Annotated in this window: 18 protein-coding genes and 6 pseudogenes; 3 read left to right on the plus strand and 21 right to left on the minus strand. The window is 46.6% G+C overall.

Annotation, left to right across the window (positions count from 1 at the left end):
• Positions 1-585 precede the first annotated feature (585 nt).
• Positions 586-847: pseudogene (locus N39L_RS28235) on the minus strand (transposase); the annotation flags it as partial.
• A gap of 42 nt (positions 848-889) precedes the next feature.
• Here N39L_RS28235 and N39L_RS28240 point away from each other — a divergent pair.
• Positions 890-1328, plus strand: a pseudogene (locus tag N39L_RS28240) (IS1 family transposase); the annotation flags it as partial.
• A 577-nt stretch (positions 1329-1905) separates the two neighbouring features.
• On the opposite strand, the gene N39L_RS28245 reads toward N39L_RS28240, so the two are convergent.
• The gene (locus N39L_RS28245; RefSeq protein WP_167538962.1) at positions 1906-2067 is read right to left on the minus strand and encodes a hypothetical protein; all 162 of its coding nucleotides are present in this window, start codon (positions 2065-2067) and stop codon (positions 1906-1908) included.
• Positions 2068-2191: 124 nt separating this feature from the next.
• Between N39L_RS28245 and N39L_RS28250 the strand changes: the two are divergent.
• Both N39L_RS28250 and N39L_RS28255 read left to right on the plus strand, forming a co-directional pair.
• Positions 2192-2428 (plus strand): annotated as a pseudogene (locus N39L_RS28250) (IS1 family transposase); the annotation flags it as partial.
• 20 nt (positions 2429-2448) lie between these two features.
• Positions 2449-2919 (plus strand): annotated as a pseudogene (locus N39L_RS28255) (hypothetical protein); the annotation flags it as partial.
• A 57-nt stretch (positions 2920-2976) separates the two neighbouring features.
• Here the strand turns inward: N39L_RS28255 and N39L_RS28260 are convergent.
• From N39L_RS28260 to N39L_RS28350, 19 genes and pseudogenes are all read right to left on the minus strand, one after another.
• Complete coding sequence (locus tag N39L_RS28260; RefSeq protein WP_157888748.1) at positions 2977-3114, minus strand: hypothetical protein; 138 nt, start codon at positions 3112-3114, stop codon at positions 2977-2979.
• A gap of 89 nt (positions 3115-3203) precedes the next feature.
• The gene (locus tag N39L_RS28265) at positions 3204-3341 is read right to left on the minus strand and encodes a hypothetical protein (RefSeq protein WP_157888748.1); all 138 of its coding nucleotides are present in this window, start codon (positions 3339-3341) and stop codon (positions 3204-3206) included.
• Positions 3301-3726 carry a hypothetical protein gene (locus N39L_RS28270; RefSeq protein ID WP_014277039.1) on the minus strand — a complete coding sequence of 142 codons (426 nt, stop codon included), beginning with the start codon at positions 3724-3726 and terminating at the stop codon, positions 3301-3303. The genes N39L_RS28265 and N39L_RS28270 overlap by 41 nt, the downstream gene beginning before the upstream one ends.
• Before the next feature lie 5 nt (positions 3727-3731).
• A complete protein-coding gene (locus N39L_RS28275) occupies positions 3732-3917 on the minus strand; it encodes a hypothetical protein (RefSeq protein WP_014277040.1) in 186 nt (61 codons plus the stop codon).
• Positions 3918-3959: 42 nt separating this feature from the next.
• Entirely contained in the window at positions 3960-4181 is a 222-nt protein-coding gene (locus N39L_RS28280) for a hypothetical protein (RefSeq protein WP_014277041.1), read from the minus strand.
• Complete coding sequence (locus N39L_RS28285) at positions 4144-4329, minus strand: hypothetical protein (protein WP_014277042.1); 186 nt, start codon at positions 4327-4329, stop codon at positions 4144-4146. The genes N39L_RS28280 and N39L_RS28285 overlap by 38 nt, the downstream gene beginning before the upstream one ends.
• Entirely contained in the window at positions 4289-4678 is a 390-nt protein-coding gene (locus N39L_RS28290) for a hypothetical protein (protein ID WP_050856801.1), read from the minus strand. The genes N39L_RS28285 and N39L_RS28290 overlap by 41 nt, the downstream gene beginning before the upstream one ends.
• A 68-nt stretch (positions 4679-4746) precedes the next feature.
• Positions 4747-5622, minus strand: a pseudogene (locus N39L_RS28295) (IS630 family transposase).
• 628 nt (positions 5623-6250) lie between these two features.
• Positions 6251-7444, minus strand: a complete 1194-nt coding sequence (locus N39L_RS28300; protein ID WP_014275298.1) for a group II intron reverse transcriptase — start codon at positions 7442-7444, stop codon at positions 6251-6253.
• Positions 7434-7664, minus strand: coding sequence for a reverse transcriptase domain-containing protein (locus N39L_RS28305; RefSeq protein ID WP_014275007.1), 231 nt, complete (start codon positions 7662-7664; stop codon positions 7434-7436). Before N39L_RS28305 ends, N39L_RS28300 begins: the two co-directional genes overlap by 11 nt.
• Positions 7624-7846: pseudogene (locus tag N39L_RS28310) on the minus strand (HNH endonuclease). The gene N39L_RS28305 and the pseudogene N39L_RS28310 overlap by 41 nt, the downstream one beginning before the upstream one ends.
• Positions 7847-7867: 21 nt before the next feature.
• Positions 7868-8092: a reverse transcriptase N-terminal domain-containing protein gene (locus N39L_RS28315; RefSeq protein ID WP_014275009.1), complete on the minus strand. Its 225-nt coding sequence runs from the start codon at positions 8090-8092 to the stop codon at positions 7868-7870.
• Positions 8093-9533: 1441 nt separating this feature from the next.
• Positions 9534-9683 (minus strand): hypothetical protein, encoded by a 150-nt coding sequence (locus N39L_RS28320; RefSeq protein ID WP_158307574.1) that lies wholly within the window; start codon positions 9681-9683, stop codon positions 9534-9536.
• Between the two features lie 462 nt (positions 9684-10145).
• The gene (locus tag N39L_RS28325; RefSeq protein ID WP_014277048.1) at positions 10146-10595 is read right to left on the minus strand and encodes a type II toxin-antitoxin system VapC family toxin; all 450 of its coding nucleotides are present in this window, start codon (positions 10593-10595) and stop codon (positions 10146-10148) included.
• 31 nt (positions 10596-10626) lie between these two features.
• The gene (locus tag N39L_RS28330; protein ID WP_014277049.1) at positions 10627-10785 is read right to left on the minus strand and encodes a hypothetical protein; all 159 of its coding nucleotides are present in this window, start codon (positions 10783-10785) and stop codon (positions 10627-10629) included.
• 144 nt (positions 10786-10929) lie between these two features.
• On the minus strand, positions 10930-11139 hold the full coding sequence (locus tag N39L_RS28335; RefSeq protein WP_081471253.1) for a PIN domain-containing protein: 210 nt from the start codon (positions 11137-11139) through the stop codon (positions 10930-10932).
• Between the two features lie 33 nt (positions 11140-11172).
• Positions 11173-11313: a PIN domain-containing protein gene (locus N39L_RS28340; RefSeq protein WP_008056147.1), complete on the minus strand. Its 141-nt coding sequence runs from the start codon at positions 11311-11313 to the stop codon at positions 11173-11175.
• Between the two features lie 81 nt (positions 11314-11394).
• Positions 11395-11643 carry a hypothetical protein gene (locus N39L_RS28345; RefSeq protein WP_006616228.1) on the minus strand — a complete coding sequence of 83 codons (249 nt, stop codon included), beginning with the start codon at positions 11641-11643 and terminating at the stop codon, positions 11395-11397.
• Between the two features lie 55 nt (positions 11644-11698).
• Positions 11699-12145, minus strand: a complete 447-nt coding sequence (locus tag N39L_RS28350; RefSeq protein WP_152088385.1) for a hypothetical protein — start codon at positions 12143-12145, stop codon at positions 11699-11701.
• Positions 12146-12432 lie beyond the last annotated feature (287 nt).

The raw sequence follows: 12432 nt of genomic DNA on the forward strand, positions 1-12432 counted from the left end.
CCAAAAGGGCAAGGGGAAAAGTAGGGGGCTCATACGACTACCTGCACAGACTTTTAAAGTACCCCGGTTCTGAGGACAAATCTAACGATGGAATGCCCATATAAGCGGAACGTTGTAACCCCTCTAATGCTCTGCCTATAAACAAGTGAGTAATGCTATTGACAAGGCAGTAGTGAAAAATGTAAGCGCATGGTTAGAGGGTGAAGGATGTGACCAGAAGCTAAAGCCCAATTGTCATGGTTGGGATATGCCCAATTGTCACGGTGTGGATATAGATACTGCGATTATTAGGAGTATAGTGGCGAGAACGAGTTGAAAGACTACGTGGTGCATAAAGCTCTGAACATTGAAGTACGAAAGCAGGGGGTAGTAACCCTGTTCATCAGACAAAAAGGGTATCCACATCAGGAGCCGTGTGATGGGAAACTATCAAGCACGGTTTTGAATGGGAGTTGGGGAAGGCGACTTCCCTTTCGACCCCTACCCTTAGAGGGTGAAGGATGTGACCAGAAGCTAAAGCCCAATTGTCATGGTGGGGATATGCCCACAGATCACGGTGTGGATATATAGCACTAGTCAATACGGTTAGGACGCAGCCTTGAGAACAGAATCCATGGCATCATTGAGAGAATCAAACTGCTCACGTGCAATGGCGAATGCGGGCTTTCAACCACGACCAACATTTCTCTATCTTGTTGAGGTCTGGCGAATAAGGCGGAAGATAGAGTAAACGGCATTGAGCTGCCTCCACCAGTTCAGCCTGCCGCCCCCCTTTATGAAACGTTGCATTGTCCAATACTAGAGTCTGACCTGGCTTCAATGTTGGAATTAAGATAAACTCCAACCACGGTGTTGCATAATAGAAAATGATATTCTCAAATAAATCAAGATGGATTGTCCTTATTGCCAAAGCCATAAAGTAGTCAAAAATGGTCATCGTCAGGGAAAACAGAGTTACCTGTGCCGTGAATGTGGTCGCCAATTTCGAGAAAATCCCTGTCCTGGAGGTTACAGTTCTGATGTCAAAGAGCTTGGTGTGAAAATGTCCCTCAATGGCATGGGATTTCGAGCCATTGAGAGAGTCACTGGTATTTCTCACAACACAATACTTAACTGGGTTAGAGTTGCAGAAACCCAGATGTGATGAGGAAAACTATGAAATTCCTGAAATAGCTCAAATTGATGAGCCTCAGACTTTTGTGGGTTCAAAAAAAAACATCTGGGTCTGGACAGTTGTGAATACCAAACTGCCTGTAATTCTGAAGTTTGTCATAGGCGACCGCTCATTGCTGACTTTTACCACATTATGGCAAATGATTCAGGGCTGGGGGTAGGGGTCGAGAGGGAAGTCGCCTTCCCCCACTCCCATTCAAAACCGTGCTTGATACTTTCGCATCACACGGCTCCTGATGTAGATACCCCTTGGCAACGGGAACAGGGTTACCAACCCCTGCTTTTGTACTTCAACTTTTGGAGCTAAATACAACATCGTAGTGTTTAAACTCGCTTTCGCCGTTAAACTCCTGTTGATTGCAGTAACTATATCTACACCGTGACTAGTGGGCATATCCTAACCATTACAATTAGGCATTGGCTTTCAGTCACATCCCTTCCCCTTAAAGGCATACGATTACACTTTCACTACTCAACAAGATGTACCTGCCGAGAGCCTAAAAGGGGTTTAAACGTACCGTTTATATGGGCATTCCATCTTTAGACTTGTCCTTTCCACCGGGGTACCTTTAAAGGTCTGTGTAGGTGATAACAAGATTACCCTACTTTTCCCCTTGCCCTTTTGGACGCAGCGTATCAACCTATTTCGCTGCTTCTAGATTACGATGGTTCAAGCCGGAACATTCAGATTTCCTTAGTCATGGATGGTTGGCAGTGGTCGGATTGTTGGGATTAGGTTTCCCTCATGCCTTCCGTTCCCCGCTTCAATCTGACGGGTTGTGAATCCTGAAACTGGGGGTGGCTATCGCCGTTACTCTCAACGCCCTGATTTCTCAGTTTGTTTATGACCTTGAGTCCCCTGCCTTGCTTAGATTTCTCCAAGCGTCGGGACATATAAACAGTTATGGGATGGTCAGGAATGTGAATCCCTTATATTCCACCAAGGGGTGAAAGTCCCATTAGGAAGTTATTTCAGGCATTGCAGCCTTATTTGATTCCTAAACGTCTCGCACCTTTTTTTCTATATATTACGGACGGATACAAAGTTTATCCTTGCTTAATTGAGGATTGCAATCATCTAGTCAGCAAAACGGCTATGACAAGAGTAGAAGGAGAAAACTGCCGTCTGAGGCACTATTTAGCCAGGCTACATCGCAAAACTTTGTGTTATTCCAAGTCCACTGAGATGTTGTACAAATCAATTCGCTTACTTATCTATTATTTGAAGCATGGACAACTTCCTCCGTTCTCTTAATCATTCCTCACTGTGCAATACCAGACCGTTTTGATTTTCACGGGTGGATACGCAATCAAACGGGTTCGCTGGAACTGATTGAGCAGGCGGAAAACTGGACGAGTCCCCGGTTAGGGATTCGCTTTGAACTCATTGAGGAGCAGTTCACCATCTATCGTCCTGATGGTCAGCGATTTCTCACCCCCACAGAGTTAGCCAAACTCGCCGAACAGCAGCGTCAGGAAGCCGAACAGCAGCGTCAGGAAGCTGAACAGCAGCGCTTGGAGGCCCAACAGCAACGCCAGGAAGCCGAACAACAGCGTCAGGAAGCCCAACAGCAGCGCTTGGAGGCCGAACAACAGCGTCAGGAAGCTGAACAACAGCGTCAGCGGGCGGAGTTAGCGGAAACGCGGCTGCGGGAATTGGAGGCTCGCTTACAGCAACTGGAAGGCGATCGCTCTTTGTTGCTTGGGTTTCACCCAACATTTGTAGGTTGGGTGAAACGAGGGTGAAACCCAACATAACCGAGAGATGGTGGTGTTGGGTTCCGTTACCTCCACCCAACCTACTTAAATAAGCGATCGCTCTTGGTAGGTTGGGTGAAACTCCGTGAAACCCAACATAACCGAGAGATGGTGTTGTTGGGTTCCGTTACCTCCACCCAACCTACTTAAATAAGCGATCGCTCTTTGTTGCTTGGGTTTCACCCAACATTTGTAGGTTGGGTGAAACGAGGGTGAAACCCAATATAACGGAGAGATGGTGGTGTTGGGTTCCGTACCTCCACCCAACCTACTTAAATAAGCGATCGCTCTTGGTAGGTTGGGTGAAACTCCGTGAAACCCAACATAACCGAGAGATGGTGTTGTTGGGTTCCGTTACCTCCACCCAACCTACTTAAATAAGCGATCGCTCTTTGTTGCTTGGGTTTCACCCAACATTTGTAGGTTGGGTGAAACGAGGGTGAAACCCAATATAACGGAGAGATGGTGGTGTTGGGTTCCGTTACCTCCACCCAACCTACTTAAATAAGCGATCGCTCTTGGTAGTTTGGGTGAAACGAGCGTGAAACCCAACATAACCGAGAGATGGTGTTGTTGGGTTCCGTTACCTCCACCCAACCTACTTAAATAAGCGATCGCTCTTGGTAGGTTGGGTGAAACGAGCGTGAAACCGAACATAACCGAGAGATGGTGGTGTTGGGTTCCGTTACCTCCACCCAACCTACTTAAATAAGCGATCGCTCTTTGTAGGTTGGGTGAAACTCCGTGAAACCCAACATCATTGAGAGATGGTGTTGTTGGGTTCCGTACCTCCACCCAACCTACTTAAATAAGCGATCGCTCTTTGTGGCTCGGGTTTCACCCAACATTTGTAGGTTGGGTGAAACGAGCGTGAAACCCAACATAACCGAGAGATGGTGTTGTTGGGTTCCGTTACCTCCACCCAACCTACTTAAATAAGCGATCGCTCTTGGTAGGTTGGGTGAAACGAGCGTGAAACCCAACATAACCGAGAGATGGTGTTGTTGGGTTCCGTACCTCCACCCAACCTACTTAAATAAGCGATCGCTCTTTGTGGCTCGGGTTTCACCCAACATTTGTAGGTTGGGTGAAACGAGCGTGAAACCCAACATAACCGAGAGATGGTGTTGTTGGGTTCCGTTACCTCCACCCAACCTACTTAAATAAGCGATCGCTCTTTGTAGGTTGGGTGAAACTCCGTGAAACCCAACATCATTGAGAGATGGTGGTGTTGGGTTCCGTACCTCCACCCAACCTACTTAAATAAGCGATCGCTCTTTGTAGTTTGGGTGAAACGAGCGTGAAACCCAACATAACCGAGAGATGGTGTTGTTGGGTTCCGTTACCTCCACCCAACCTACTTAAATAAGCGATCGCTCTTTGTGGCTCGGGTTTCACCCAACATTTGTAGGTTGGGTGAAACGAGCGTGAAACCCAACATAACCGAGAGATGGTGTTGTTGGGTTCCGTTACCTCCACCCAACCTACTTAAATAAGCGATCGCTCTTGGTAGGTTGGGTGAAACGAGCGTGAAACCCAACATAACCGAGAGATGGTGTTGTTGGGTTCCGTTACCTCCACCCAACCTACTTAAATAAGCGATCGCTCTTGGTAGTTTGGGTGAAACGAGGGTGAAACCCAACATAACCGAGAGATGGTGTTGTTGGGTTCCGTTACCTCCACCCAACCTACTTAAATAAGCGATCGCTCTTGGTAGGTTGGGTGAAACGAGCGTGAAACCCAACATAACCGAGAGATGGTGTTGTTGGGTTCCGTTACCTCCACCCAACCTACTTATAGCACTAGTCAATACGGTTAGGACGCAGCCTTGAGAACATAATCCATGGCATCATCGAGAGAATCAAACTGCTCACGTGCAATGGCGAATGCGGGCTTTCAACCACGACCAACATTTCTCTATCTTGTTGAGGTCTGGCGAATAAGGCCGAAGATAGAGTAAACGGCATTGAGCTGCCTCCACCAGTTCAGCCTGCCGCCTCCCTTTATGAAACGTTGCATTGTCCAGTACTAGAGTTTGACCTGGCTTCAATGTTGGAATTAAGATAAACTCCAACCACAACTCAAACACTGTCCGATTACAACAACCCTCAAAGCGATCGGGGGCTAAGAGTTGTTGATAACACCATGCCGCCATATAGCTCACCCTGCCCTGCCTCTTCCCGGATTTGAGGGCATCGAAGCGTTGTCCTTCCTGGCAGTAACCATAAGGATAATCCGAGTCTTGACTATTCATGCCAGCTTCATCGAGGTAAACCAACCCTTCCGGCTCCATATGTTCAATCTGAGCAATAAACTCCTCTCGCTGTTGCTCATCACGTTCTTGGTAGCCGTAAGTTGTTTTCTGGTGAAGCCAATTTTCTTCAAGGTTCTGGATATGGTGCGAGGAGAGATGTCGTCATCCCAAAGTTGAGCCATCTGAGCGGAGGTTTTGTGGCCATGCTCTTGGGCAAAAGCCTTGAATTTATGCCAGTCGGTAATTTGGTGGCTATGACCAGGTGGGCGATTAGGTTTAGGGAGGAAGTCTCCGGTCTGTGCTTTTCTTTGCAGCCAGAGATTAATGGTGTTCCGGCTGACATGGAAAACTTGACTGGCTTCGGTTTTGGGTATACCGTCTAGTTCAATTGCATTAATAACTTTTTGTCTAAGGTCGTAACTGTAGGGGGCTGGCATTTTGGGTCTTCTGTAGATATCCTTGCCATTATACGTCCTAAATGTTCTGTCTTGTGCTATAAACAGTTATGAGGATGGCCAGGAGTGCGATCCTTATATCCAAACTCGGGGCTGGAATCCTCACCGGGTAGTTATTTCGGGCATTTCAGCCCTATTTCATACCCGAACGTCTCGCACGTTAGGGGTCGAGAGTGAAGTCACCTTCACCCTCTCCCATTCAGAACTGTGCTTGATAGTTTCCCATCACACGGCTCCTGGTGTGGATACCCTATTTGTCAAAGGAGCAGAATCAACAGACCTGCTTTCTACTTCGATGTTCAGAGCTATATGCACCACGTAGTCTTTAAACTCGTCCTCGCCATTATACTCTTACTGACCGCAGTATCTATATCCCCACCGTGACAATTGGGCATATCCCCACCATGACAATTGGGCTTTAGCTTCTGGTCACATCCTTCACCCTCTAAGCATGCGCTTACATTTTTCACTACTGCCTTGTGAATAGCATTACTCACTTGTTTATAGGCAGAGCATTAGAGGGGTTAATTAGGGGTCGAGATAAACCTCACGGTCTACCCCTCCCATTCAGCAGCAGAACCGTACATGAGACTTTCACCTCATACGGCTCCTAGTTTGACCGTCTCTTTGTTAAGAGTACAGCAACATCTCTTTCATCAAGAGCTGTTTTATCATCGTGACAATGGCGATGTAATAATTGAAGATTCTTGTATTCATCCTTTCCGCCTTGGCTTCTAGGTACAATGTGGTCTACTTCAATTAAATCTGATGGGGTAAAGAATTGCCCGCACCAGGTACATCTACCTTTTGGTTTTTTGAGTAGTTTTGCTACCCTAATTGGCGTGTCGATTGCTTGTCCTTTCCTGGTGGCCCAGTAAGTCCAATTTCCGTCATAAAGTGTTGCGTCGGGGCGTATTAGGGTGTGTCTGACAATTGGGGTCCAGATGTGTTTGAATAGATGTATCCCATCTTTGGTTTGGAATAGCCAATTTTCGTGTCTTTCTTTCCCATTGCTAAGTTTAATTGTTCCATGTCTGAAATAATTACTTAGCTTTTTGTAACTTGCCTTTCCGCATCTTGATACTGTCCATGCCCTTAACATTTGCCAGATTGTATTATCTAGCTTATTGAAGGTCTCTGTTGAGACTACTGCTGAGTAATAGTTTGCCCATCCTCTTATAATTGGGTTTAGTCTACTTATCAGGGCTGATTGAGGTGCTGTCTTATGTCGTTTAATTACACCTTTTATCACTTCTGTGTGGGCAACAACTGCTTTTTGGCTGGGTTTTATGTGGGTTTTATGTCCGATTAATCGACTCTTATATCCCCCTGTTTTTCCAGACTTGTATTTTCCTACTGGGTATTGCCTGATATTGAATCCGAGAAAATCAAACCCAGGTTCTTCTGTTTTGCCATTATACTCAATAGGTTTGAGTGTGTGACCAATTCGAGTCTTTTCGGGTTTAATCTCTAATCCTACCGGTTTTAACCATTTGGTGATAGCAGTTTGGCACTGTTCAATGATTCCTAGGTCTTTGGAGATGACCACAAAATCATCGGCATATCTTATAAGGTTCACCTGAGTGGCTGTGCCTTTATTTGGATACATTCCTTTAACTAGCCTTTCTACTCCCAACAGTGCGATGTTGGCGAGTATTGGACTTATTACCCCTCCCTGGGGTGTCCCTGCTTCTGTATCCTCAAATACACCGTTATCTAGCACGCCTGCTTTGAGCCATTGTTTCAGGTCTCTTTTTAGGCAGCTTGGACAATGAATTTTGGACAGTAGATAATCATGGTTCACGGTAAGAGCATTTCGCTATATCTGCATCAAGTACATAGTATTGTCCTTGATTTATGGCAGTGTAAATTCTACCAATTGCGTCCTGGGCTGACCGTCCGGGACGGAACCCATAGCTAGTGCCCTCAAATCTTGACTCCCATTCGGGCTCAAGTGCCGACTTAACCAAGGCTTGCCTTGCTCTATCTTGGATTGTGGGAATTCCTATTCCAGCTTTTTTCATCCCTACCAGGTTTTGGAATCCACACCCTTCGCAGTGGTTTTGCTTTGAGGTTTCCTTTGATTTTCTCGGTCATTTCTAGCCTTTGTTTAGGGGATATTGCTATCACACCATCTACTCCAACCGTCTTTTTGCCTTGACCCGCTTGGGGGGGCGGGTTTATTAAGCTGACTGTTGGGAAGCATGGCTGACCGTGGAACCCGCCCCTACAGTCGCACTGCTAAGAGTCGGGCATAATATGATTTCACCAATAGACGTTGCAGCCTTCTTACCTTTGCGTCCTGTCCCGATTTAGCTGCTTGAAATATACTCTTTTGGAGCTTGAAAACTTTCCGTTGAACCTTAGTCCATGGGATGGCCTTCCATGCGTTGTTCGTAGTCTTGATTGGTTTGGGCTTGCCAAATCCTTTCTTTAAACTCGCTATCGCCATTTGTACACCTACTAGACTCTATTCTTACAATCAAACCGTGACCTGTTAGCATATCCCTACCATTACAGTCGGGCATTGGCTTCTGGTCACATCTCACCCCCTAATGGGCTTGCGCTTACACTTTCACTACTGACTCTCTCTACCAGATTGTCAGAGCCCAAGAGGGGTTAAAACGTTCCGTTTATATGGGCATTCCATCTTTAGATTTGTCCTTTCCACCGGGGTACTTTTAAAGGTCTGTGTAGTTATGACATTGAAGTTCCTACTTTTCCCCTTGCTCTTTTGAGCGCAGCGTATCAACCTGTTTCGCTGCCCAATCATTACGATGGTTCAAGCCGGACATTCGGTTTCCCTAATCATGGATGGTTGGCAGTGGTCTCGATTCTGGTGTTGGGTTACACCTTGGAGCCTTCCGTTCCCCGCTTCAATCCTGGGGTTGTGATTCCCAAAACTGGGGGTGGCTATCGCCGTTACCCTGACTCTCTAACTTCTACTTATCTATTTGTAGAATTTGTATAAGTAATTTGTATGAGTTAGTTGGTTTTGACCTTGGGTTCCCTGCCTTGATTTGTATCGTGGGATACTAATCGTTGGGACATATAAACAGTTATGAGGATGGTCAGGAGAGATCTCCTTATATTCAGCCAAGGGGTTTAAGTCCCCACCAGGCGGTTATTTCAGGTATTTCAACCTTATTTTATGCCTGAACGTCTCGCACCAACGTTCCGATTATATGGGCATTCCATCGTTAGATTTGTCCTATCGACCGGGGTACTTCTAAAGGTCTGTGTGGGTAGAATGCAGAATCCCCCACTTTTCCCCTTGCCCTTTTGGGCGCAGCGTGTCAACCTATTTCGCTGCTCGTGCTTTACGATGGTTCAAGTCGGACATTCGGTCTTCCTAATCATAGATGGTTGGCAGTGGTCGCGTCTTGGTAGTAGGTTCTACCTCACGCCTTCCGTTCCCCGCTTCTATCCTGGAGTTATGATTTCCAAAACTGGGGGTGGCTATCGCCGTTACTCTCTACTCCCTGATTTCTCAGTTCGTTTATGACCTTGAGTTCCCTGCCTTGCTTAGTTCCCTAAGCGTCGGGACATATAACCAGTTATGAGGATGGTCAGGAGAGATCTCCTTATATCCAGATTCGGAGCTGGAATCCTCACCGGGTAGTTATTTCGGGCATTTAAGCCCTATTTCATACCCGAACGTCTCGCACCATCCGCTTACACTTATCACTACTGATTACCTCGACCAGATAATCAGAGCCTTAGAGGGATTACAACGTTCCGTTTATATGGGCATTCCATCTTTAGATTTGTCCTCTCCACCGGGGTACTTTTAAAGGTCTGTGTAGGTAGTTGCAAAAGTCCCCTACTATTCCCCTTACTCTTTTGATCGCAGCGTATAAAAACTTATTGCGCTACTAAATATTTACGATGGTTCAAGCCGGACATTCGGTTTCCCTAATCATGGATGGTTGGCAGTGGTCGCTTTTGGTAGTAGGTTCTACTTCACGCCTTCCGTTCCCCGCTTCAATCCCAGAGTTGTGATTCCCGAAACTGGGGGTGGCTATCGCCTTTACCCTCAACATACTTTGTAACAAATTGTTAGGATTTATTACAAAGTATGTTGACCTGGGGTTCCCTGCCTGGTTTTGGTATCTTGTGATACAAAACGTCGGGACATATAAACAGTTATGGGGATGGTCAGAAACGAGTTGTCTTGTATTCAACCAAGGGGTTGAAGTCCCCACTAGGAGGTTATTTCGGGCATCTCAGCCCTATTGAACTCCTAAACGTCTCGCACTTTGCTGATATTTTAGCGAATTTGAGAACTTGGGGTGAGGGTTCGGAAACCGGGTTTCTGGGTGGCTGCTTAAATCTCCCCTAACCAGGTTTCAATGGCGGACATCAGATTCGGTTGATTGGGGGGAAAGGCCTTTTAACGGCGCTTCTAGGGGGTCGTCCGTGAGGAAGGCGATCGCTTCTACCGAGACGCTTCGCGATCGCTATTTCCCCCGTCAGACAAAAGGCGATGATTCTGGGTGGGTTGATTAACGGTGACTCGGAGCGATCGCCTCAATTTGGGAACACCAAGAAAAGTCCTTGATATTAAACGTGTAGATGCTGTTCACTTCATGGGCTAACACGATCCAAATATGCAGTAAATCAAAAACTCCTCCATTGGTTACAGGTCTTTCTGCCAATAAACCAATCCAACCTTCAAACAGCTCCACCGGAGTTGAAAGTAAGCAGATATGGGGCATCTGACAAATCCGGTTAATGCGGATAATTGCTTCCGTTGGCTGTAAAGGCGTGGCTAAAATAGCGGGATTAGTAATATAGGAGTAAAATTCCGCTAAAACCTGCGATGAGACACACAAAATTTCCCTTTCGGTCGGTCTAAATATTTCTAAGGCGGCTTGATGTTGAGGGGCTTTGGTATTAGCAACATAAGCCAGGATGTTCATATCCAGATAAATTCGTTTAGCTTCCCCTGCCATAAAGCATCGTCCGATTAAAGGGTGGGAGAATTTAGCTCTCAAAAAACCAGGAATGCCGGTCTAATTCCGAGAGATTTTCTGGGGCTGATTGGTTCTGCTGTTGATTGATAGTTTTAAATATTTCTATCATTAGATAAATTTGCTCGATTGGTTTTGGGGTTAGTCCGGTGATATCAAGAGTTTGAGTCATTTTTTCGTCGTGGGCTAGGGGTTGCTGACATTCTAGCTAATTTTGCTGCCCAGGGTCAAAAACCTAGTTTCTTTGCTGCTTAAATCTCCTCTAAACCGGTTTCAATGGCGGATATCAGATTCGGTTGATTGGGGGGAAACCTTTTTACCGAATCACTCGAAATTCGAGGTTGAGATTTAGCTGACTCCATTGGCGGTCTGCGGTGATTACGGGTTGATTGAGAACAAGACCCAAGCCTAGACAAGCACGATAGCCTAGGGATAAGCCTAGAGGTTTAGTGATGGTTCGTAGCATACCAGCAATATGAGCTTGCGGTTTATCAAAGGGAACAATTTTTAAGTTCAAGTCGGACAAAATTTACCAAATCTCCGGTTCTGAGATGCCAATTTATGCCAATTTAGCAATAACTTCCGATAAATTAATGGTGCTAATCGTTGCATTGTCAATCAAGTCTGTTATTTGTTCACTCCCGCTTTCTTGATTGAGAAATGCTAATATGGCAGAGGCATCCATGATTACATTACTCATGGATATAGCAATCCTAAATCAGTTGTGGAAGACCCTCACCCCCAACCCCTCTCCCAGAACGGGAGAGGGGAGAAGAAGATGTTATAAATCATTTAGGACTGCTATAGACTCGTGACGGCGTTCTTGAATCAGTTCCTCTGTTAGGTTGCGATTTTTCCCATATTTTTTGACTATTTTTTGAGGCTGGGTGAGGGGGCTGGTGGAGTCAGTTATTAGTGGGCGATCGCCTTGTTTCTGCTGGTGATTAATAGTTTTAAAGGTTTCTATCATCTTTTGAATTGGCTCGATTGGTTCTGGGGTGAGTCCGTTGATATCAAGAGTTTGAGTCATTTTTGAGTTGGGGGCTAGGGGTTGTTGACATTTTAGCTAGTTTTGCCGCTAAGGGTCAGAAAGTGGGTTCTTGAATCCTCCAATCTCCCCTAACCCGGTTTCGATTCTCCTGGGTCAACGCTTCCGGAAGCCCGATATCAGATTCGCGCTTATTGGGGGGAAGCCTTTTAATGGTGCTTCTAGGGGGTCCTCGCTGTTTAAAGCTATGGCGATTACCCCCGTCAGTGTTTGGCAAAAGGCGATTCTCCTGGGTCAACGCTTCGCGATTCTCCTGTGGAGACCCTTCGCGATCGCTTCTGGGGTGGGTTTCGTCGGGGTGGAAAATGTTTCGCCGCCGAAGAGGATGGCGCGGTGGGGGAGGAGGTGGGGCGCGTTTTAGGGTTTTGATGTGGCGATCGCCGATCAACTGTTGCGGCGGCGCAGGCGAGTCATAGCCAGGGCTCCGACCCCCAAACTGATCGCCAGGGTGGGTTCGACCGGCAGGTTGCGTTTCCCAATTCACCACTTGAATTGGGTAAGCCAGAGCCGATTTGAGGCGGTTTGCTGCAGCCCGTGAGGGTGAAGGGTTCGGTCACGTCGCCAATCCACAGGTAGTCCGCGCCCCATCCGTCGGTGGGATTCTCGAAGGCGGAGCGATCGCCCACCGCCACGACGACCCTTACCGGTTGTCCACCACCAGGCTCATCCCAAAACATCCGTAAATTATCGGTTAAAATTAGGCTAATGAGTCCGAGTTTATTAAGAGTTTAAATATATCCATAAACCGGCTGCCCCTGATGTCCAGGTAAT

The organism is Limnospira platensis NIES-39 (genome assembly GCF_026000695.1).
Classification (GTDB): Bacteria; Cyanobacteriota; Cyanobacteriia; order Cyanobacteriales; family Microcoleaceae; genus Limnospira; species Limnospira platensis.